This is a genomic window from Olsenella sp. KH3B4, assembly GCA_900111695.1.
Classification (GTDB): Bacteria; Actinomycetota; Coriobacteriia; order Coriobacteriales; family Atopobiaceae; genus Tractidigestivibacter.
Map to the genome: position 1 here is coordinate 39,642 of FOHD01000004.1, position 21,478 is coordinate 61,119.

Here is a 21,478-nt window from a genome sequence, read left to right on the forward strand (position 1 = left end):
GCGGCCCCGTTTGATTGGGGTGAAGGCGCGGCGGTTCTTCTCGCCGCAGCCAGTAGTATGGTATCGAGAAGGGTGCTACCACATGGCGCAGTCTCAGAACACGAGGGTCGACTATACGGACCGCGCGACGAATCTCGACGGGCTTACGTCCGGCGGAAACGTGATGCTGGGCGACGTGGCGTTCGAGTATTACAACGAGAAGAACGTCGAGGACTTCATCCAGATTCCCTGGGACGAGGTCGATTACGTCTCGGCGTCGGTCATAGCGAAGAAGACGATTCCCCGCTTTGCCATCTTTGTGAAAGACGGTCGCCACTTCACCTTCTCGACAGGCGACAACAAGGCGTGCCTGCGTGCCATTCGCGAGCATGTGCCCGCCGAGCGTCTCCTTCGCTCTCCTTCGTTCTTCCAGGTCGTCGGTGCTGGGGCCAAGGGCCTGTGGAACAACACCGTCGGCCGCCTGGGGCACTAGCATGGCTGGGGCTCGCGCCTCTCGGGCGCTCAACGCGCAGATTGAGCTTTCGACCCGAGGCAACTTGCTGCAGGGACCGCTTCCTCGGCCCGGCGTCTGGGAGCTGGGCGAGAAGGGCATCGACTTTGTTCCCGAGGATCCCGCGCGCGGCAGGGTTCAGGTGGAGTGGGCGGACGTCGACGAAGTGCGTTGCGACATCGTGCGCGAGCACGTGCGCAGCCTCACGGTCGAGACCAATACGGGGGAGCGCCTGGTGATGATTGCGGCAGATTCCCTCGGTGCCCTGCGTGCGATTGCGGCCCATGTGGGGCGTGACCGTCTCGTCGATGTGAACGCCGGGAGGTAGCCCCGCCGGCCCAGATCCGGCGTTCCGGCGGCGCTCTCGCGATGCCGCGGGATTTCGCCAGTTAAGGGCCGCTAAACGTTCGGAGAAGTCCTAACCGGCGAGAATCCGCGGCATTATCTTCGAGGCAACGGGTGTATGTCAGCCGCTTGCCCAAACGTTCGCACCAATGCCCCTTTTTGCACGTTTTTGGAAGACGCCCGGAGCCGGTCGCGCCATCGTGCCAAGGCGTCTATACTGTACCGCCGTACGAAACTGCCCGGTGTGCCCGGGCAAGGGAGAAGGAGACCTTTTCGTGGCTACACTTTCCATCACCGACCTCAAGGCTGGCCTTGGCGTCAACATCAAGGGCAAGGACTGCGTCATTCTCGAGGCCCAGCACGTTAAGCCTGGCAAGGGCAACACCTACGTTCGCACCAAGTACCGTGACATCCGCACCGGCCGCGTGAACGAGGAGAACTTCCAGCAGTCCGCCAAGTTCGAGAGCGTCGACATGCGCACCCGCGAGATGCAGTACCTCTACGACGACGGCACCTCCTTCTGGTTCATGGACACCGAGACCTACGAGCAGATTCCTGTCGACAGGGCGCTCATCGGCGACAACGACAAGTTCCTCAAGGAGAACGACATCTGCCTTCTCCAGTACGCAAACGACGTCCTCTACGCCGTTCAGCCTCCCACCTTCATCGAGGTCGAGATCACCCAGACCGACCCTGGCTTCAAGGGCGACACCGTCCAGGGCGGCACCAAGCCTGCCGTCATCGAGACCGGTGCTACCATCCAGGTCCCCATGTACCTCAACCAGGGTGAGAAGATCAAGGTCGACACCCGCGACGGCAAGTTCGTCGCTCGCGTCTAGCATCGAGCGCAGGCACTGACGGCGCCAACTTCAACCCGCACACGCGCCCGCGTGGCCACTGCCGCGCGGGCGTCTGCTTCCCAAGTGCCGGCAACGTCTATACTGGCAGTGTTTGGGGTCTGCGGCGGACAAGCACGCCCGTCGCGTGGCGGCAACGAACCGAGCACAAGGAGGGCCACCTATGGCCGAAAGCGAGCTTTACGTTTCTGGCATCGGCATTTCCAAGCGAGTCATCTCGACCGTCGTGTCTCTCGCCGCCAAGCGCGTCGAGGGCGTTGCCTCTGTGGGTGGCAACGACATCACCTCGAGCCTCATCAGCGTCTTTACCAGCAACTCGGTTGCCCCCGAGTCCGCCGTCGAGTCCTCCGTCGAGGACGGCGGCCTACGTGTCTGCGTTCACCTCGCCGTCTTCTACGGCTATCCATTCACCAAGCTTGCGGCTGACGTCCGCAGCGAGGTTGCCAACGCCATCACCGAGCAGGTGGGCGTCGGCGTGACCGCCGTGGATGTGTGCATTGACAGCCTCGTCTTCCCCAAGGAGTAACGTGTCCGGTCGCTTTGGAGGGCGCACCCTTGCTCGCGCCCAAGCCCTACAGCTCCTCTTCCAGGCCGATGTCAACAACCGCACGGTGGAGGAGGTGCTCTCGAGAGACTACGCCATTAGCGACGGCCCGCTCGATCCGTACGGCGAGCAGCTCGCGCTCGGCGTGGATTCGCGCCGCTACGCCATCGACGCCGTCATTCGCGCCAGCTCCGCGAGCTGGAGCCTCTCTCGCATGCCCATCGTCGACCGCAACATCCTGCGGCTTGCCCTCTACGAGATGATCGAGGAGGACGACATCACGGTTGCCGTGGCCATCGACGAGGCGGTCGAGCTCGCAAAGGCCTTCGGCACCGACGAGTCGCCGCGCTTCATCAACGGCGTGCTGGGCAGCGTCGCTGCCGACGTTAACGCCGGTGTCGACGTGTACGAGAAGGCTCGCCAGGCGCTTCACTCGGCTGCAAAGGCAAGGACAGACGCTGCGCTGGACGAGACGGGCGAGGAAGACGAGACGCTCGAGGCTCCGTACGACGAGGCGGCCCCCGCGGGCGGTGCCGACGACGAGGCCTCTACCACCGAAGACGCCATGGAGTAGCCATGGCCAAGCCGGACGTCTCACAGTACCAGAGCTTCGACCAGATCACGCGGCGCCTCGATGACATCGTGGGCGCCGTGCGCGACCGTGACGTCTCGCTCGAGCGCTCGCTCGACCTCTTCGACGAGGCCATTGCCTTGGGCTCGAAGGCCGTCGAGCTCGTCGATGCCACGGACTTCTCGCCTGAGGAGAAGGCAATGCTCGCCGACGAAGGCGCCCCCAGCGAGAAGGCCGCCGATAAGTCCGCGGACGCCGCCGCGCCTTCCAATGACGCTGTGCCGGATGCCGCCGAGGGCGGCAGCGCCTCGTGACACGCCGCCGGAGGCTCGATGACGAGCTGGTCGAGCAGGGCTTCTTCTCCAACCGCGAGGACGCTATGCGCGCCGTGATGGCTGGCGAGGTCTCGACGCAGGACCGCCGCCTCGAGCGCGCGGGTGAGCAGGTCGAGCCGGGCATCCTCCTCCATGTGCGCGGACACATTCCCTTTGTGAGTCGTGGGGGCCTTAAGCTCGAGCGCGGCCTCGAGGCCTTCGACATCGATCCAACGGGTCTAGCCTGTCTGGACGTGGGATGCTCCACCGGCGGATTCACCGACTGCCTTCTCAAGCACGGTGCCGCCTCGGTGCTCTCGGTGGACGTGGGCTACGCGCAGTTCGACTGGTCGCTCAGAAGCGATCCCCGCGTGACCCTCCTCGAGCGCACGAACATCGTCGACGTCCCCACCCCGGAGCGCGCGGGCACCATCCGGCTCGCCGTCTGCGACGTCTCCTTCACCTCTGTGACAACGGTGCTCCCTGCGGTGCTTTCGCTCCTCTCGTCAGACGGGGCATTCCTCACGCTGGTGAAGCCCCAGTTTGAGGCAGCCCGCAATGAGGTGGGCGAGGGTGGCGTGGTGCGAGACCCCAGCGTTCGCCTGCGCGCGCTTGAGTGCATTGCCGCTGCGTTTTTGGCTGCGGACCTTGGCCCCGTTGGCTGCTGCGAGAGTCCCGTGCGCGGCCACAAGGGTAACGTCGAGTACCTCCTCTACGGGCACCGTGGTGCAGTGCCTGCCACCCTCGACCTCAAGGCGGTCGTTAACGGGGGAGCGGTGTCCCTGGCCTAGCAAGTGGGGGTACACTCTAGGTTGTGCTTCGTACACCTGTTTGGCTGGAGGTTTGCGTGAAGGTCTTTATCGTCCCAAACTACGCGCGTCCGGATGCGGTCGAAGGCGCGCATGCCCTTGAGCATTGGCTTGCCGGCCAGGGCGTCGAGGCGGTGTGGGCGCATGACAAGAAGCGCTTCCCCGATTACGCCGAGGACCCTTCCGGCTGCCAGCTCGTGGTTTCCCTGGGGGGCGATGGTACCCTGCTACGCGCCGCTCGCATTGTGGGCTACTCGCAGATTCCCATGCTGGGCATCTCCTATGGTCACCTGGGCTTTCTCACCACGGCAGGTCCGGACCGGCTCATCCAGACCGTCGAGAGCGCCCTTGCGGGGAAGCTGCACGTCTCGCACAGGGCAACGCTTGCCATAGAGAGCACCTTCGCGTGCGAGGACGGCAGTTCCTACCAGGTGGAGAGCTTTGCCCTTAACGACTTTGCCGTCTCGCGCGGCGGTCAGGGCGACATGGTTCAGTTTGAGGTCTCGGTCTCGGACAACCACATCGACACGCTGCGCGGCGACGGCTTTGTTGTCTCGACGGCAACCGGATCCACGGGGTATGCTCTCGCCGCCGGCGGACCTATCGTGACGCCCGAGTTCTCGGGCATGGTCTGCGTGCCCATCGCGCCGCATACCATCATGGCCCGCGCTTTCCTCACGGCACCGTCGGACGTTGTCGAGATTGAGATGAGCCCCGAGCGCCCGGTCGCGCGCCACTTCTTTGCTGACGGCCAGAACGTTCGCCAGCGCCAGGACGGCGTGCCCGTTCACGCCACGGTACGTCGCGGGCCCGGTGACATTCTCCTGCTCGACCACAGCGCCCAAAGCTTCTACAACTCGGTCTCGCGCGTGTTCTACGGCAGGGCTGGTCGCTGATGCTCGACGAGCTGCATGCGCGCGACGTCGCGCTTATCAGGGACGCAACTATCCAGCCCTCCGCCGGTCTTACGGTGCTCACCGGCGAGACGGGTGCCGGCAAGACGGCGCTCCTCTCGGCCATTAAGCTTCTGGTGGGAGAGCGTGCCGATGCCGGCTCGGTGCGTGAGAGGGCAGACTCCCTCGAGGTCGAGGGCCGATTCTTCGAGCGTGGGGGAGACCCCGATGGGTGCGTGGTACGCAGGCGCGTCTCGGCAGACGGCCGTGGCCGTGTCGAGATAGACGGCCATATGGGTTCGGTGCGCGAGCTTGCGGCAGGCGTAGGCCGGACGGTCGACCTCTGCGGGCAGCACGAGCACCAGCGGCTCCTCTCGGTTGCCTCGCACGTGGAGATACTTGATGCGTGGCTGGGCGCCCCGGCCACCGAGGCGCTCGATGCCTACCAGTCCGCGCTTGCCGCGGCACGCGCGGCCGCAGACGAGCTCGAGCGCGTTCGCGAGCTTTCGCGCTCGGGGGCCGAGAAGCTCGAGGAAGCCGAGTTCACGCTGAGGAAGATCGACGAGGTTGCCCCGCGCGAGGGCGAGTACGAGGAGCTCGAGGAGGCCCTGCCACGCGCCGAGCACGCCGAGGCGCTCGTGGCCGCCGCATCCGGCGCGCACAGCCTCGTTGCGGGTGACGATGGGGCCTCGGACTCGCTCTCGGCTGCGGTGCGTGCGCTTCGCGATGCCTCTTCCTATGACACCAAGCTCGGTAGCTGGGCCGACGCGCTCGAGTCTTCGCTCATCGACATCGAGGACGTGGCATCGAGCCTGCGCGACTACGCGGATGGCGTCGAGTGGGATCCGGAGTCTCTCGAGCAGATGCAGCAGCGCCTCTCTCGCCTCGAAGGCCTGCGCCGCAGCTTTGGCCCGCGCATGGAGGATGTCTTTGCGCGCCGCGAGAAGGCCGCTGCCGTGGTCGCCGCAAGCGAGGGTGGCGACGAGGCCGAGAAACGCGCCCAGCAGGCGCTCGACGCCGCGGAGGTTGCGCTTGCCAAGGCGGCGGATGCGCTCGATGCCGTGCGCGAAAAGGGCGCGCCGCGCCTCTCGGCCGAGGTCAGCGCGCAGATGTCGCGTCTCGAGATGGGCTCGGCATCGCTTGCGGTCTCGCAGACGCGTCTGCCGCCCGACCAGTGGGGGAGCATGGGGCCAAGCCGCGTGGAGTTCCTCTACCGGCCTGCCGCCGGCCTCACTGCGCGCCCGCTGCGACGCATTGCCTCGGGCGGCGAGGTGAGCCGCGTGATGCTCGCCTGCAAGGTTGCCTTGGGCGATGCCGATGGCTGCGATACGCTCGTCTTCGACGAGGTCGACGCCGGCGTGGGCGGAGCCACGGCCGTGGCGCTCGCACAGGTGCTGCGCGACCTCGCGCGCACGCATCAGGTCATTGTGGTCACGCACCTGGCACAGGTCGCCGTCATGGCCGACCGTCACTACCTGGTTCACAAGGTGTCAGGTGCGGCTGGCGCGCCCCCCGAGACGAAGATCGACGAGGTCGCCGGCGACGACCGCATCGCCGAGATTGCGCGCATGCTCTCGGGAGACACGGGCGACGCGTCGCTCGCCCATGCCCGGGAGATGCTCGAACACGCAGGCAACAGCAACGGAGGGGATTCCGATGGCACAAGATAGAGATCGTCAGCCCAAGGGCAGGAACGAGGGTGGCGCGCGGCGCGGGCCAAGCCGCGCCCAGCTGGCTGCGAGGCACATCGCCCGGATGGACCAGCTCTTCTCGTCAGAGATCGCATCGTCGCTCGCCGGCACGCGCGAGGTGACGGGCATGCCCGCCGCACCAACCTGCGAGGGTGTGGTGCCCCAGGTCGAGGTTGTCGAGGAAGATAGCACCTCGGCGGTTCTGCGTCTGGGCCGTGGCATTGCGAGCCGCTGCGACCTGGCGATGCTCGACTTTGCCTCGTTCGTGAACCCCGGTGGCGGCTACGATCGCGGCGCCTGGGCGCAGGAGGAGGCGCTCTGCTCAGAGTCGTTTCTGTATAACGTGCTCTCGCAGAAGCGTGACTGGTACGGTGAGAACCGTCGCCGCAATATCAATTGCGAGCTCTATCGCAACCGCGCTCTTGTCGTGCCCGCCGTGCGCTTCGAGCGCGACAAGTATCACTCGTACTCCGACGTTATCGTGTGCGCCGCGCCAAATGCCGTGCTTGCCCGTGCGAACTACCGCGTCTCCGATGACGTGCTGGTCACGGCCATGCGCGAGCGCATTGCTTTTGTGATGGCCATTGCCGACCAGCTTGGCTACGACAAGCTGGTGCTGGGTGCTTTTGGCTGCGGCGCCTTTGGCTGGGATGCGGCTACGGTCGCGGAGCTCTTCCGTGTCGAGCTTGCCGGCGGAACGCATGTGGCCTCCAGGGTAACCTTCCCTGTGCCGCGCGGGCGCGCCGACGAGAACCTCGAGGTTTTCCAGCACGTGTTTGCTACCTTCCCAGAGAAGAACGACGCCCCGTACCAGAGCCGTGCTGAACTTGCCGCCAAGCGCGCGTCCCAGCCTGCCGCCGAGGAGGACGCCGAGGACGAGGACGACTGGCGCAAGTACCTTTAGCACGTCCGGTTTCTAGCGGGATAGATGGCTTTCGTCGGGCTCGGGATGTGACCATCTCGAGCCCGACGGTGGTTTAGGACGTATTTGGGCGCTGTTTGCTCTTGAAAGGCGACCCCTCTGCCCAAAATTCGCGGTTGACTGCCCAAATCCGGGGTTTCGCTTAGTATCACCTCGTGGGTGCCATTTGCCTACCTGCGGCTTCGCAAAAAGTTAGCGTCTTCGTACTCAACGATTCGCCCAAAATGGGCCGTCAACCGCAAATTTTGAGCACGGGACTCCCGCGGATCACCCGAGGAACCCCGCAACCCCACGGGGAGGCGTCAGTAGTCATGCGCGCCGTAGCGGCGACCTGGTGTCTGTCGCCCATGTGGCCCGCAATTCCGAAAACCACTTGAACAACCGTGTGCAGTCGGTGAGCGGCGTCACGTCCACGACTTTCTCGCGCTAGAATAAAGACCCGTAGAAACAGCAGCTTCACTACGGGAAGGCAAACCCACATGACAAAGCACATCTTCGTGACCGGCGGCGTCGTATCCTCCCTCGGCAAGGGCATCACGGCGGCATCTCTCGGACGCCTGCTCAAGGCCCGCGGCTACAAGGTCATGATGCAGAAGGCCGACCCGTACCTCAACGTTGACCCGGGCACCATGAGCCCCTTCCAGCACGGCGAGGTCTTCGTGACCGAGGACGGCAAGGAGACCGACCTCGACCTCGGTCACTACGAGCGCTTCATCGACGAGAACCTCACCCGCGAGTCCAACTTCACCACGGGCCTCATCTACCAGTCGCTCATCCAGCGCGAGCGCGCCGGAGACTTCCTCGGCGGCACCGTGCAGGTCATTCCCCATGTCACCAACGAGATTAAGTCCCGCTTCCTGCGCATCGAGGAGCAGACCCAGGCCGACGTCGTTATCACCGAGCTGGGCGGCACCATCGGCGACATCGAGGGCCAGCCCTTCGTCGAGGCCATGCGCCAGTTCCGCAAGGAGAAGGGCCCCGGCAACACCCTCGTGATCCACGTGAGCCTTGTCCCGTACATCGCGGCCGCCCACGAGGTCAAGACGAAGCCCACGCAGCACTCCGTCAAGGAGCTGCGCTCCATGGGCATCCAGCCCGACTTCATCGTGTGCCGCTCCGATCACGAGGTCGACGCCTCAATCCGTGCAAAGATCGCGCACTTCTGCGACGTGGATGAGGATTGCGTATTCGAGAACTCCGACTGCCCCTCCATCTACGACGTGCCCATGCACCTCGCCAAGCAGGGCTTCGACGAGAAGGTCTGCAAGAAGCTTGGCCTTGAGCCGCGCGAGCGCGACATGAGCGACTGGAACGACTTCACCGATGCCATGCACGTGGCCAACTCCCTGCCCGAGAAGACCCGTATCGCCGTGGTGGGCAAGTACACCCAGCTGCCCGACGCCTACCTCTCGGTCATCGAGGCGCTGCACCACTCCGGCGTCTACTACGACCGCCACGTCGAGATCAAGCTCGTTGACGGCGAGGAGCTCACCGAGGAGAACGTGGACGAGGAGCTCGCTGGCTACGACGGCATTCTGGTTCCCGGCGGCTTTGGCCTGCGCGGCACCGAGGGCAAGATCCTCTCGGCAAATCGCGCTCGCGTGAACAAGGTGCCGTATCTGGGAGTTTGTCTCGGCCTTCAGATGGCGGTGTGCGAGTTTGCCCGTAACGTTGCGGGCCTGCCCGGTGCCATGTCCAGCGAGTTCGAGCCCGAGTGCACCTACCCCGTGATCGACCTCATGCCCGATCAGGAGGACGTCACCGAGAAGGGCGGCACCATGCGCCTTGGCGCCTACCCCTGCAAGGTTGTCCCCGGCACGCTTGCCTCCGAGGCGTACGGCGAGGAGCTCATCTACGAGCGTCACCGTCACCGCTACGAGGTCAACAACGCCTACCGCAAGCAGCTCACCGACGCCGGCATGGTCATCTCGGGCCTCTCGCCTGACAACCGCCTGGTCGAGATGGTCGAGCTTCCCGAGTCCATGCACCCATGGTTCGTGGCGTCCCAGGCTCACCCCGAGTTCAAGAGCCGTCCCACCAAGCCGGCGCCGCTGTTCCGCGAGTTCGTCCGCGCGGCCATCGCCCACCACGAGGGCGTCGACCGTCACGACGTGAACCCCAGGTAGCGGCGGGTCGCAGCGGCCGACCATGGCCACGATGGACCTCTCTCGCGCGCGGCGCGAGTACCTCAACTACCTCTCTATCGAGAGGAACGCATCGCCCAATACGGTCGCGGCCTATGGCCGCGACCTTTCTCGTTACCTGTCGGCGCTTGCGGAGAAGGGCGTCACCAGCCCCGACGACGTCACGCGCCAGGCGATAGAGGCCCACGTCGCCGCCTTGGTGGACGTGGGGCTTGCGCCGGCCTCAGTCGAGCGTGCGGTCTCGGCCATCAAGGGCTTCCACCGCTTCATGGTTGCGGACGAGATATGCGAGAACTTCCCCACGGCCGACCTGCCGCTGCCCGCCAAGCCCGCGCGCCTGCCCGACGTGCTGAGCGTGGAGCAGGCCGAGGCTCTTCTCGACCAGCCGTTCCCCAAGACCGCCGCAGGCCAGCGCGACCGCACCATTCTGGAGACGCTCTACGGATGTGGCCTGCGCGTCTCCGAGCTCTGCGGGCTCGACCTGCGTGACGTGCGGCTGGACGAGGAGGTTGTGCGCGTCTTTGGCAAGGGGTCAAAGGAGCGCGTGGTGCCCATCATGGGCTCGGCTGCGCGCGTGATGGGGGAGTACCTCGAGGAGTGGCGCCCGGGGCTGGTGGGGCGCACCCCCACGCAGGCAGTCTTTCTCAACCAGCGGGGCGGTCGCATTTCTCGGCAGTCCGTGCATGCGATTGTGGAGCGTGCGGGGCGCGTGGTGGGGGTGCGCGGGCTGCACCCGCACACGCTGAGGCACAGCTTTGCGACGCACCTTTTGGAGGGCGGTGCCGACCTGCGCGTTGTGCAGGAGCTTCTCGGCCACGCCGACATCTCGACCACACAGCTCTACACGCACGTTGACCGCACGCACGTGCGCGGCGTGTACCTGGCGGCGCACCCCCGCGCTCACGCGCGAGCGTAGGTCACGCGATACAACAGAGCGGGTTTCGTAGGGGTCGCTACTAGAACCGGCCCTATGGCGCCGGATTGGCGCCGCAGCGGGGGTTTCGTGCGGGGGTTGCTGCGGGAACGCACCCTCGGGCGCCCGGGTGGCGCCGCAGCGCGGGTTTCCGCACCCCGGCCGCCACCGCCCCACACTTTGCCCCACCGTCGCCTTCATCCCACCGACACAATTCGTTTCCCGGCGTTCGCCTTTCTCGCCGCCGGCGTTGTATCCCCGCTGCCGGCAACCACAACATGTGGGGCCACGGCGGCATCCTCCCTCGCTCCGTTGAAAGCTCCCTCCAACCGCCTGGGGCCGAAATTCCTCCTTGTGTGTCGTAAAGTGTTTTTAGGTGTGGCTAGGTGTCGGTTTTGGGCTATAGTTTGTTCACGTTCAAACGTGGGCGCGAGCGGCAACGAGAGGAGGGCGACATGCTGACTGGCCAGTACCAGCGCAGCCTCGACTCCAAGTCCCGTGTCACCCTTCCCGCCATCCTGCGCAAGCAGTTCGGCGAGCTCGTGCAGCTCATCCCGCGCAAGGACGCGCTCTACGGCTACACCCCCGAGGCGTTCGAGGCATGGGTCAACAGCCTGAACCTCGACCCCAGGAGCCGCAACGACGCAGAGACCCTGCTTCGTCTCAACGCCATGGCCACCACGGTGGAGATTGACTCCGCCGGCCGTGTTGCCCTTGGCAAGATCGACGAGACGACTCGCGGTCAGCGCCAGCGCCTGGGCCTCTCCGGCGATCTCATGATCGTCGGCGCGGGCGACCACTTTGAGATCTGGAACGCCGATCGTTGGAACGAGAAGTTCGCTTCCGACGACGCGGTCGACCGTCTCGAGTCTCTTCTCTTTAGCGAGTAGGCAAAGGGGAGGGGGAGCGCCTTGACATCCGAATATCGGCATGTACCTGTGATGCTCGACGAGGTCCTCGCCGAGCTCGACCCCAAGCCGGGAGAGGTGGTCTGCGACTGCACCCTCGGCGGGGCCGGACACTCCATCGCGCTTGCGCAGAGAATCGCCCCCGACGGCCTCTCGATTGGCATCGACCAAGACGACATGGCTCTCACGGCGGCGACCGAGCGCTTCTCGCGAGAGGCGCCCCAAGCGGAGTTCCTTCCGCTCAAGGGCAACTTCGGAGACCTTGACCAGCTGCTCGTTGGCGCCAGGGTCCCCGGTGTGGATTGCTTCCTCTTCGATCTGGGGGTCTCTTCTCCTCAGCTCGACATTCCGGAACGGGGCTTCTCGTACAACGAGGACGCCCCCCTAGACATGCGCATGGATTCGGGGAAAGACACCCCAACCGCACAAGAGGTCATAAACACCTACAACGAAGCCGACCTCACCCGAATCCTCCGCGTGTATGGTGACGAGAAGTACGCGGCACGCATTGCCCGCGCCATTGTGGAGACGCGCGAGAAGGCGCCCATCGAGACGACCTTCCAGCTCGTCGACGTGATCAAGCGAGCGATACCCGCTGCGGCCCGTCGCCACGGTGGTCACCCTGCGCGCAAGACCTTCCAGGCCCTGCGCATCGAGGTGAACCACGAGCTTGACGCCCTCGACCGCGGCCTTCGTGCCGCAATCCGCTGGGCGAACACCGGTGGCAGGATCTGCGTCATCTCCTACCACTCGCTCGAGGACCGCATCGTGAAGCACGTCTTCTCCGAGCTCTCGCAGGGTTGCATCTGCCCACCGGACCTTCCGGTGTGCGTGTGCGGACACGTGCCGATAGTCGACGTCAAGACGAGAAAGCCGCTCGTCGCAGGCGAGGAGGAGGTCTCCTCCAACCCCCGGGCGAGAAGCGCGCTCATGCGCGTGGCGGTCAAGCTCGACGTCACGCACGAAGGCACGCACTAGTCGCACCCGACCGCAAGGTCGTCTGCATAGCACCACAAACGTAGCAGTACGCACCAAAAACGCAGCTCAAACGCACCACCAACGAAGCACCAACGCACCAGCACGCACAACGTCCGGCATCGCCGGGAGACAAGGGACAGCAATGAGGTATCAAGGGTCAGAGGCCGTCAGGATGGACGCAGCCGAGAGGAGCCGCGAGCGCCGCGACGAACGCGTCGACGAGCGCCCGTCGTTCTCGGTCGTCACCGGTGGCGGACTCGACGCGCGTGCCCGCGCCGGCGTGAGCCCCCAGTTCCTGAGCCGCGTCCGCACCATCGTCGTGTGCGCTCTTGTGTTCATCGCGCTCGGCGCCTGCCGCGTGGCGCTCTCCACGGCAACCGTCTCGACGCTCCAGGCCAACTCGGCGCTGCGCTCCCAGATCAAGGAGGCGCAGACGCTCAACGAGGACCTTCAGGTTGAGAAGTCCGTGCTCTCCTCGTCCAGCCGCATCAGCCGCATCGCCACGCAGAACTACGGCATGACCCTCTCGACCAACCGAGAGGTGATCGACCTCTCGTCCGGCAGCGTCTCCGCCGACGCTGCGTCAGCCGACGCTGCTTCGGCGAATGGGGATGCTGCGCAGTCCGTGACGAACGCCGATACGGCCGCCCCTGAGGCGTAGACTACTCCCTCGTGAGAGAGAGCATGAGACAGAGCCGCCAAAGGCGGCGTGGAATGCCGGAGGCCTCGTACGACGAGGCCTCTCGTGCCCGTTACCGCGCCCGCGCGTCAAGGCCGGGCGGGTCGGGCCCTGGTGGCTTCGACAGCGGCACACGCATGATCTTCCTCATCCTCATGATTGTCTTCGTCGTTGTTGCGGGGCGCCTGGTGTGGCTCCAGGTGATTGACGCCTCGAGCCTCTCCGAAGAGGCCGCACAGCATCGCACCAACGTGATCACGCTGCACGCCAAGCGCGGCACCATCTACGACCGCAACGGCAACGTGCTTGCCATGAGCGTCGACTGCAAGACCATCTACTGCAACCCCAAGGAGATCACGGACCCCTCCGGCGTGGCTAAGATCCTTGCCGCCAACCTGGGTGGCTCTGCAAGCGACTACACCTCGGCGCTCACCACCGACTCGACCTTCGCCTACGTGCAGCGCCAGGTGGACACCGACGTTGCCGACACCATCAGGCAGCAGCTCTCCGATGCCAAGCTCAAGGGCGTCTACTACCTCGACGACACCAAGCGCGTCTACCCCTACGGCGACGTGGCCAGCCAGGTGCTGGGCGTCGTGGGCTCCGACGGCGACGGCCTCACCGGCCTCGAGTACTACTACAACGACGTCCTCTCGGGCACCGACGGCCAGATGATCGTCGAGACCGGCCTCACGGGCACGCCCATCGCAGGCGGCACCTCCCAGATCACCGAGGCGAAGAACGGCCAGGACCTCGTCCTGTCCATCGACATCGACATCCAGGAGAAGGCCGAGGAGGTCATCTCCCAGGCAGTCGAGGACTACGACTCCGACTCCGGCTCGGTCATGGTGACCAACCCAAAGACTGGCGAGATATACGCGGCATGCTCGACCCCCTTGGCCAAGCTCTCCGACCTGGCCAACACCAGCTCCGACGGCCTAACGCTCAAACCTGTGACCGCGTCGTACGAGCCGGGTTCGATGTTCAAGATCCTGACCGTTGCCATTGGCGTCGAGGATGGCCTCTTCAACGCCAACAGCGTCTACAACGTTCCCGTGCAGATTCTCGCCGGTGACGACTGGGTGACCGACGACGAGCCGCGCAGCGGATCCGAGGACATGACGGTGCGCACCATGCTCGTGCGCTCCTCGAACGTTGGCGTGTCGCTTCTCGCCCAGGAGGTCATTGGAGCCCAGCGTTTTGCCGAGGGTGTGGACAGCTTTGGCATTGGCCACACCACGGGCATCGACTACCCCGGCGAGTCCGCGGGCATCGTGACGAGCTACGAGGACTACACGGGAGCGACGCTTGGCGCCATGGCCTTTGGCCAGGCCCTCGCCGTGCCCATGGTGCAGATCGTGCGCGCGTTTGGCATCGTCGCCAACGACGGCATTCCCACCACGCCCCACTTCCTCATCTCCGAGGGCGGCGAGGAGGTCGAGTGGCCAACGGGCGACCAGGTCATCTCCAAGGAGACGGCGGACGAGGTCACCGACATGATGATTTCGGTCATGACCGACGGCACCGGTAAGCTCGGCCAGGTCGATGGCTATACCATTGCAGGCAAGACGGGCACGGGCGAGCAGGCCAGTGAGTCCGGCGGCTACCAGCAGGGCAAGTACGTGGCGTCGCTGTGCGGCTTTGCCAACGCCGATGACCCCGACGTCCTGGTGTACGTTGGCCTCAACGGCACGCCGCACCTTGCACTCTCCTCGGCGGCACCCACCTTCAAGGAGATAATGGAAGCGGCTGTCACAGACCTCGGCATCTCTCCGGATGCCTCAACAAGCGCCTCTTCGACAACCAACTAGGTCAGGGGGGAACAATGCTTTCCATGGACATCGCAGACCTCGTGCTCGCCACGGGGTCGCAGCTGCTCGAGGGGACGCCTTCCGCGCGTGTCGAGGGCACTGTCGAGATTGACTCGCGCAAGGTGGGCGCCGGTTCCGTCTTTGTGGCGTTTCTCGGCGAGAAGGTCGATGGCAACGACTTTGCGCCCGCCGCCGTCCAGGCGGGGGCATCCTGCGTCGTGGTGACGCGCGAGCCAGACGCGGCGCTGCTCGCCCTTGCCCATGAGCGCGGCTGTGCCGTGGTGCGCCCCCAGGACGACGACGCCGAGGAGTTCCTGCTCCGCCTGGCCCACGAGTGGCGGGCCCGACACCCCAACTGGCTCGTGGTGGGCGTCACCGGCTCGGTGGGCAAGACCACGACCAAGGACCTTCTGCGCGCGGGCATCGCGAGCGCGCGCCGCGTCCACGCTACCCAGGGCAACCTCAATAACCTCATCGGCCTGCCGCTCACCGTGCTCTCGGCGCCCGACGATGCCGAGGTTCTCGTCTGCGAGATGGGCATGAACCATCCCAACGAGATCCGTCGCATGGCCGCCTGCTGCGCGCCAACACTCGCTGTGATCACCAACGTGGGCACGAGCCACATTGGGCTTCTTGGCTCGCGCGAGAACATCGCCCGTGCCAAGGCCGAGGTCGTCTCGGGCATGGTGGCGTCGGGTGGCGTCGAGCCGCTGCTGGTGCTCACGAGTGCAAACGACTACTCGCCCTTCATTGCCGAGAACTTCGCGCGCCCCGCGGGCATCGACGTGGCGTACGTGGGCGAGCGCGAGGGCGACTATGTTCGCGCCACCAACGTCGAGCTCACCGGCACGGGGGTGGCCTCGTTCACCGTCTCGTGCAAGGACGGCTGGTCAAGGCGGGTCACGCCCTCGGTCCCCGGTCGCCAGGTGGTGCCCGACTTCCTTCTCGCCATGGCCGTGGTAGATGCCCTGGGCCTCGACCGCGATGCCGCGGCGGATGCCATGGCCGCGATGCCGGCCGCGAGCATGCGCCTGGCCGTCTCGGAGTCGCCGCGCGGCGTGCGCGTGATCGACGACTCCTACAACGCAAGCCCCGCATCCATGGCTGCTGCCCTCGATGTCCTCTCCGAGATGGATGCCACGGGCATGCGCGTTGCCGTCCTGGGCGAGATGGGCGAGCTTGGCAGCGAGGAGCGGCGCCTCCACGGCTACGTGGGCGCCTATGCCGCAGCCAAGGGTCTTGATATGCTTGTCTTCATTGGCGGGGAGCTTGCCGCCGAGATGGCCGAGGCGGCGCGCACGATGGGCGCCTCTGAGGACCGCCTGCAGCTCTTCCCCACGGTCGACGCTGCCGTGGAGACGCTCGCCCCCGTCTTCTCGCAGGGCGACCTCGTGCTGGTCAAGGCGTCTCGTTCCTGCGGTCTGGATGCGTTCGCGAGGGGAGTGCTTCGCTGATGTTCATTGTGGGAAATCCGGCGTACCCGAGCTACCAGGTGCTTCTTGCGGCAGGTGTCGCTGCCGTCATCACGGCAATCGTGATGCCCTTCTTCATCAAGCTCATGCGCCACGAGGGGCTGGGCCAGCAGGTGAGGGCCGACGGCCCCAAGCGCCACCTCGTGAAGCAGGGTACCCCCACCATGGGCGGCATCGTGATTCTTCTCGGCGTGGTGGTGACCACGCTCCTCATGGCCCCCTGGTCGCCCATGCTCTTCCTCGCGCTCTTCGCGATGCTCGCGACCGGCGCACTGGGCCTTCTCGACGACATCGAGTCCGTGGCGCACAAGCGCTCGCTTGGCCTCACGCCCTCGCAGAAGATGGTGGGCCTCACCCTCGTCTGCGTGGTCTTCTGCCTGGTCGCGGTGAACTACTGCGGAATCGCGCCTACCATCGAGTTCCCCGGCGGCGCGACGTTCGATCTGGGCGTTCTTACCTCCACTTTTGGAGGCGTGCGGGTGCCGTGGCTCTACATGGTCTTTGTCTTCCTGCTTCTGGCCGGTCTCTCCAATGCCGTCAACCTCACCGACGGCCTTGACGGCCTCGCCGGCGGCACGGTGCTCGTGGTCATGGTCGTGATGGCCATGGTCGCCTTCAACGAGGACCAGCTTGGCCTCTCGGTGCTGGCTGCCACCATCGTGGGTGCCTGCGTGGGCTTCCTGTGGTACAACTGCTACCCCGCCTCGATCTTCATGGGCGACACGGGCTCGCTTGCCCTGGGTGGCGCCTTCGCGGCGCTTGCCGTCCTCACCAAGACCGAGGTCTGCTCGCTCGTCATGGGTGGGCTCTTCATCGTCGAGGCGCTGTCGGTGATCATCCAGGTCGTGAGCTTCAAGAGCACGGGCAAGCGCGTCTTCCTCATGGCCCCGCTTCACCACCACTTCGAGAAGAAGGGCTGGAGCGAGACGAAGGTCGTCATTCGCTTCTGGATCGTCTCGGCCGCCTTCGCGGTCCTTGGTTTCGCGCTGTACTTCCAGCTTGGCTAGGGGGCATCTCATGCAGGTCAGCAGTTCCTCGGCGCATCTTGGCGACGTCGCCGTTCTTGGCATAGGGCACACGGGAGAGGCCGTCTGCCGCTATCTGGCGGGGCTTGGCGAGAGGGTCTCCTCCGTCACGCTCTTCGGCGGCGCCTCCTCGCACGAGGGAGAGGTCACGCACGCACTTGAGGCCCTGGGCGTGCGTTGCGTCCTGGGTACCGAGGAGGTTGCGGGCACCTTCGACCTGGCCATTGCCTCCCCGGGCATCCCGGTGAGCTCCGCCTTCTTCCAGGCGGCGGCCAGGTGCTCCAAGGAAATCATCGGCGAGCCCGAGTTTGCCTGGCGCGAGAGCCCGGATAACTGGGTGGGCATTACCGGAACCAACGGCAAGACCACCACGACCTCGCTTACCACCGCGCTTCTCCGCGAGGGTGGCCGCTCCGCCGAGGCCGTGGGCAACATCGGCACCCTCATCACGAGCCGCCTTGCCGCCCGCAAGCCCGGCTCCTGGTTCGTGGCCGAGCTCTCGAGCTTCCAGCTGGCAACCACGCGCCTTCTGCACCCGCGCGTTGCCTGCCTCATGAACGTGACCCCGGACCATGTGGAATGGCATGGCAGCATGGAGGCGTACGCAGCCGCCAAGGAGAAGATCTTTGCAAACCTCGAGGCAGGGGACCTCGCCGTTGTCTTTGACGGCGACGACTGGTGCCGCGCCGTCATAGGCCGCCTCGATGCGCGCGGCCTGCGCGTGTGCCGCGTAGACGTGCGCGAAGATCCCGGTACGCCGTGCGCCGCCTTCGTGCGCGGGGGGCGCCTCGTGGTGCGCCTCGATGGCACGGAGCACGAGCTTGTCCACGCCAAAGACCTTCTCATCAAGGGCGAGCATAACGAGGAGAACGCCCTTGTCGCCTCGGCAGTTGCCCTCGAGCTGGGCGTTGCCGAGGAGGACGTGTGCCGCGGGCTTCTCGCCTTCTCTCCGCTCGAGCACCGCATCGAGCCGTGCGGCGAGGTCGCGGGCGTTCGCTTTGTGAACGACTCCAAGGCCACCAACACCGATTCCGTCGAGAAGGCCCTCACGGCCTTCAGGCCGGGGAGCGTCGTGCTGCTGCTGGGCGGCCACGACAAGGGCACCGACCTCACCTCGCTTTCCCGCGCGGCCGCGGCACGCTGCCGCGTCGCCGTGTGCTACGGCGCCGCCGGCGAGAGGATCGCCCGTGCCCTCGAGGACGAGGTTGCTGCCTCGGGCGCTGCGCTTGAGGTTGTGCGCGAGCCGCACATGCGCGAGGCCTTCTCGGCAGCCTGCGAGCGTGCCCAGGGCGGCGACGTGGTGCTGCTCTCGCCCGCATGCTCGTCCTTCGACGAGTTCCACAACATGGAGGAGCGTGGCGAGCTCTTCAAGCGCCTGGCGGCCGAGCGCGTTGCCGCAGGGAGGCTGTGCTAGTGGCCCAGGCGTCCACATACCGGAGCTCCGCCGCACCGCATCGCCGTTCCTCCGCCGGGCGTGGCAGCCAGGGGAGGGGCGCCGGCCGCTCGTCGGTCGAGAAGACCATCCTCGGCGTGCCCGAGAGGTTCATGAAGCCGCGGCTCATCCTCATTGCCGTGGTGGTGATTCTCGCCTGCTTTGGCTTCCTCATGGTCTACTCGGCCTCGTCGATAACGTCGCTCACCTCTGACGCTCTGGGCAACGACCCTGCCTACTACCTCAAGCGCCAGCTCATCTTTGCCGTGGTGGGCGCAGGCCTTGCCGTCTTCATTGCGACAAAGGACTACCACCTCTGGGGAAAGGCGCTTGTACGAGTCATCTGGATTCTCACCATCGGGCTCCTGCTGCTGATCTTCCTGCCCATCGCAGGCAGTGACGCCTATGGCGCCACGCGATGGATCGCCCTTGGCCCCTTTACGCTTCAGCCGTCCGAGTTTGCCAAGATCACGATCATCCTTGTGGCGGCAGACCTCGCCGAGCGCTACTACGACGAGCAGGTCATGGGCTTCCAGGAGTTCGTGAAGAACCTTGCGGTCTTCGTGGGCATCCCGCTCGTGCTCATCCTTCTCCAGCCCGACAAGGGCTCGACTATGATCATTGCGGCAACCCTCATCGTGATGGCCTATCTCGCCGGCATGGATCGTCGCTGGATTCTCCTAGTGATTGGGGTCGGCGTCGTGGGGGTGCTTGCGATCTCGCTTAAGGACGACTACTCGCGCGCCCGCATTGTTGCCATGCTCAACCCCTGGAGTGACCCCACGGGTTCTGGCTACCAGCTCATCCAGGGCTTCTACGCCTTTGGGTCTGGCGGTGTCTTTGGCGTGGGACTGGGCATGAGCAAGCAGAAGTACTCCTACCTGCCCATGGCCTACAACGACTTCATCTTTGCCGTGGTTGGCGAGGAGCTTGGCCTGGTGGGAACGCTCGGCGTGCTTGCCGCGTTTGGCGTGCTGGCGTGGGCGGGCTTCCGCATCGCGCGCTATGCGCCCGACATGTGCGGCAGGCTCATCGCCGCCGGATGCACCTCGCTCATCGTGATCCAGCTCCTGGTGAACGTCTGCGGCGTCCTTGGCATCATGCCGCTCTCGGGCAAGCCCGTCCCCTTCGTGTCCTACGGTGGCTCGACCATCATTAGCTGCCTCATGCTTGTGGGCATGATCGTCTCTGTCTCCAACCACTCGACGCTGCCCGAGACCGTGCACGACCGCAGCCGCCAGTCCTGGCAGTTTGCGGATGGCGACGAGCGGCCGAGAGGGGCCGCGCCCGCGCCTGGGCCGGGCATCTCGCTTGTTGGCAGTCCCACGCCGCGCTCCTCGCGGCAGCGCGGGGACACCGCCTCCGGCCTGCGCATGGTCGACGGCGGCGGGCAGGGGCGCCCGCAGTCAAGGCCACGGGGCACAAGCAGCCGGAACGGCAGACAGGGCAGGTACGAGGGCGGAAGGATAGACCTTGGCCCCAGTGCCGCGGAGAGGCTCCGCGGGCGCGGGTCCGGAAGAGGGGATGGCAGGCGTGGCAGGAACTAGTCTTGAGGTGGCAATTGCTGCCGGAGGTACTGCAGGTCACATCAACCCGGCGCTCGCGCTGGCCGAGGAGCTCTCGTCCCGCGGCCACCACGTGCGCTTCTTTGGTCAGAGCGCCAAGCTCGAGGGGACGCTCGTCCCGCAGGCGGGCTTCGAGCTCGAGCCCATTCACGTGACCGGCTTCGATCGCTCGCGGCCCTGGACGCTCGTCTCGGCCCTGGTGCGTGAGGGGAAGGCCTCCTCGCGGGTGGGGGAGGTCTTTGCCGAGAAGGGCGTCCCAGACGTTGCCGTGGGCTTTGGCGCCTACGTGGAGCTCGCCCTCATGGACCGCTGCCGCAAGCTGCACGTCCCCTACGTGCTTCACGAGCAGAACTCGGTTCCGGGACTTGCCAACAAGACGCTCGCACCCCACGCGCGCTACGTGTGCGTGTCGCTTCCGCAGGCGCGTGCCGCCTTCGAGGGGCACGCTCACGGCGACGACGCCATTGTGCTCACGGGCAACCCCGTGCGCCAGAGCGTCCTGGGTGCCTCGCGCGAGGCGGGACGTGCGGCTTTCTCCATCCCCGAGGACGCCACGATGCTTCTGGTCTTTGGCGGAAGCCTGGGTGCCGCTCACGTGAACGAGGCCGTCACGCGTCTCAAGGAGCGCCTGCTCGCCAACTCCAAGCTCTATGTGGTGCACTCCACGGGCAAGGAGCTCTACGACAGCGTGACGTCCTCCCTTGGCCTTACGGACGCCGAGCGCGAGCGCTGGCAGATCGTGCCCTACATCTCCAACATGGGCGAGGCCCTCGCGGCGGCAGACCTCGTGGTCTCCCGCGCCGGCGCCTCCTCCATTGCCGAGATCGCCGCGCTTGCCGTGCCGAGCGTCCTCGTGCCCTATCCGCTTGCCACGGGCGACCACCAGACCACCAACGCGCACTACCTGGTGGACGCCGGAGCGGCAGACCTCTTCGCCGATGACTCCATCGACGGCGACGACTTTGCCCATGACCTTCTCGACCTTGTGGGTAACGCCGAGAGGCGCGAGCGCATGCGGGAGTGCGCGCGCGGCCTTGGCCAGGACCGTGCGGCTGCCAAGCTGGCCGACGTGGTGGAGCGCGCGGCTGCTCGCTAGGCGAGTGCGTTTGCCTTTG

Annotated in this window: 21 protein-coding genes; all 21 read left to right on the top strand. The window is 65.8% G+C overall.

Annotation, left to right across the window (positions count from 1 at the left end; genetic code table 11):
• The first annotated feature begins 82 nt into the window (after nucleotides 1-82).
• The 21 genes from BMX94_RS04750 to murG all read left to right on the top strand — a co-directional run bounded on the left by BMX94_RS04750 (nucleotide 83) and on the right by murG (nucleotide 21,459).
• Complete coding sequence (locus BMX94_RS04750; protein WP_091004330.1) at nucleotides 83-472, top strand: DUF956 family protein; 390 nt, start codon at nucleotides 83-85, stop codon at nucleotides 470-472.
• 1 nt (nucleotide 473) lies between these two features.
• Nucleotides 474-818, top strand: a complete 345-nt coding sequence (locus BMX94_RS04755) for a DUF956 family protein (protein WP_091004333.1) — start codon at nucleotides 474-476, stop codon at nucleotides 816-818.
• A 292-nt stretch (nucleotides 819-1,110) separates the two neighbouring features.
• A complete protein-coding gene (gene efp / locus BMX94_RS04760; RefSeq protein WP_032110903.1) occupies nucleotides 1,111-1,674 on the top strand; it encodes an elongation factor P in 564 nt (187 codons plus the stop codon).
• Nucleotides 1,675-1,855: 181 nt separating this feature from the next.
• The gene (locus BMX94_RS04765; RefSeq protein ID WP_091004336.1) at nucleotides 1,856-2,218 is read left to right on the top strand and encodes an Asp23/Gls24 family envelope stress response protein; all 363 of its coding nucleotides are present in this window, start codon (nucleotides 1,856-1,858) and stop codon (nucleotides 2,216-2,218) included.
• Nucleotide 2,219: 1 nt separating this feature from the next.
• Nucleotides 2,220-2,810, top strand: a complete 591-nt coding sequence (gene nusB / locus BMX94_RS04770) for a transcription antitermination factor NusB (RefSeq protein ID WP_177171329.1) — start codon at nucleotides 2,220-2,222, stop codon at nucleotides 2,808-2,810.
• Nucleotides 2,811-2,812: 2 nt separating this feature from the next.
• Entirely contained in the window at nucleotides 2,813-3,121 is a 309-nt protein-coding gene (locus BMX94_RS04775; RefSeq protein WP_091004341.1) for an exodeoxyribonuclease VII small subunit, read from the top strand.
• The gene (locus BMX94_RS04780; protein ID WP_091004344.1) at nucleotides 3,118-3,912 is read left to right on the top strand and encodes a TlyA family RNA methyltransferase; all 795 of its coding nucleotides are present in this window, start codon (nucleotides 3,118-3,120) and stop codon (nucleotides 3,910-3,912) included. Before BMX94_RS04775 ends, BMX94_RS04780 begins: the two co-directional genes overlap by 4 nt.
• A gap of 56 nt (nucleotides 3,913-3,968) precedes the next feature.
• Complete coding sequence (locus BMX94_RS04785; RefSeq protein ID WP_091004346.1) at nucleotides 3,969-4,826, top strand: NAD(+)/NADH kinase; 858 nt, start codon at nucleotides 3,969-3,971, stop codon at nucleotides 4,824-4,826.
• Nucleotides 4,826-6,493: a DNA repair protein RecN gene (gene recN, locus BMX94_RS04790; protein WP_091004349.1), complete on the top strand. Its 1,668-nt coding sequence runs from the start codon at nucleotides 4,826-4,828 to the stop codon at nucleotides 6,491-6,493. The genes BMX94_RS04785 and recN overlap by 1 nt, the downstream gene beginning before the upstream one ends.
• On the top strand, nucleotides 6,480-7,418 hold the full coding sequence (locus BMX94_RS04795; protein WP_091004352.1) for a TIGR02452 family protein: 939 nt from the start codon (nucleotides 6,480-6,482) through the stop codon (nucleotides 7,416-7,418). The genes recN and BMX94_RS04795 overlap by 14 nt, the downstream gene beginning before the upstream one ends.
• A 497-nt stretch (nucleotides 7,419-7,915) precedes the next feature.
• Nucleotides 7,916-9,562: a CTP synthase gene (gene pyrG / locus BMX94_RS04800; RefSeq protein ID WP_091004355.1), complete on the top strand. Its 1,647-nt coding sequence runs from the start codon at nucleotides 7,916-7,918 to the stop codon at nucleotides 9,560-9,562.
• Nucleotides 9,563-9,593: 31 nt separating this feature from the next.
• The gene (xerD, locus tag BMX94_RS04805) at nucleotides 9,594-10,496 is read left to right on the top strand and encodes a site-specific tyrosine recombinase XerD (RefSeq protein ID WP_091004638.1); all 903 of its coding nucleotides are present in this window, start codon (nucleotides 9,594-9,596) and stop codon (nucleotides 10,494-10,496) included.
• Between the two features lie 452 nt (nucleotides 10,497-10,948).
• On the top strand, nucleotides 10,949-11,383 hold the full coding sequence (locus BMX94_RS04810; RefSeq protein ID WP_091004358.1) for a division/cell wall cluster transcriptional repressor MraZ: 435 nt from the start codon (nucleotides 10,949-10,951) through the stop codon (nucleotides 11,381-11,383).
• A 21-nt stretch (nucleotides 11,384-11,404) separates the two neighbouring features.
• Complete coding sequence (rsmH, locus tag BMX94_RS04815; RefSeq protein WP_091004361.1) at nucleotides 11,405-12,379, top strand: 16S rRNA (cytosine(1402)-N(4))-methyltransferase RsmH; 975 nt, start codon at nucleotides 11,405-11,407, stop codon at nucleotides 12,377-12,379.
• A gap of 172 nt (nucleotides 12,380-12,551) precedes the next feature.
• Complete coding sequence (gene ftsL, locus BMX94_RS04820) at nucleotides 12,552-13,040, top strand: cell division protein FtsL (protein ID WP_286160022.1); 489 nt, start codon at nucleotides 12,552-12,554, stop codon at nucleotides 13,038-13,040.
• Between the two features lie 53 nt (nucleotides 13,041-13,093).
• Nucleotides 13,094-14,869 carry a peptidoglycan D,D-transpeptidase FtsI family protein gene (locus BMX94_RS04825; protein WP_286160023.1) on the top strand — a complete coding sequence of 592 codons (1,776 nt, stop codon included), beginning with the start codon at nucleotides 13,094-13,096 and terminating at the stop codon, nucleotides 14,867-14,869.
• Nucleotides 14,870-14,883: 14 nt separating this feature from the next.
• The gene (locus BMX94_RS04830; protein ID WP_091004368.1) at nucleotides 14,884-16,323 is read left to right on the top strand and encodes a UDP-N-acetylmuramoyl-tripeptide--D-alanyl-D-alanine ligase; all 1,440 of its coding nucleotides are present in this window, start codon (nucleotides 14,884-14,886) and stop codon (nucleotides 16,321-16,323) included.
• Between the two features lie 5 nt (nucleotides 16,324-16,328).
• The gene (gene mraY / locus BMX94_RS04835) at nucleotides 16,329-17,348 is read left to right on the top strand and encodes a phospho-N-acetylmuramoyl-pentapeptide-transferase (protein ID WP_091004639.1); all 1,020 of its coding nucleotides are present in this window, start codon (nucleotides 16,329-16,331) and stop codon (nucleotides 17,346-17,348) included.
• Nucleotides 17,349-17,358: 10 nt separating this feature from the next.
• Nucleotides 17,359-18,780, top strand: a complete 1,422-nt coding sequence (gene murD / locus BMX94_RS04840; RefSeq protein ID WP_091004369.1) for a UDP-N-acetylmuramoyl-L-alanine--D-glutamate ligase — start codon at nucleotides 17,359-17,361, stop codon at nucleotides 18,778-18,780.
• Complete coding sequence (gene ftsW, locus BMX94_RS04845) at nucleotides 18,780-20,345, top strand: putative lipid II flippase FtsW (protein WP_286160024.1); 1,566 nt, start codon at nucleotides 18,780-18,782, stop codon at nucleotides 20,343-20,345. The genes murD and ftsW overlap by 1 nt, the downstream gene beginning before the upstream one ends.
• Nucleotides 20,332-21,459: an undecaprenyldiphospho-muramoylpentapeptide beta-N-acetylglucosaminyltransferase gene (gene murG, locus BMX94_RS04850; protein WP_286160025.1), complete on the top strand. Its 1,128-nt coding sequence runs from the start codon at nucleotides 20,332-20,334 to the stop codon at nucleotides 21,457-21,459. Before ftsW ends, murG begins: the two co-directional genes overlap by 14 nt.
• The last annotated feature ends 19 nt before the right edge of the window (nucleotides 21,460-21,478 follow it).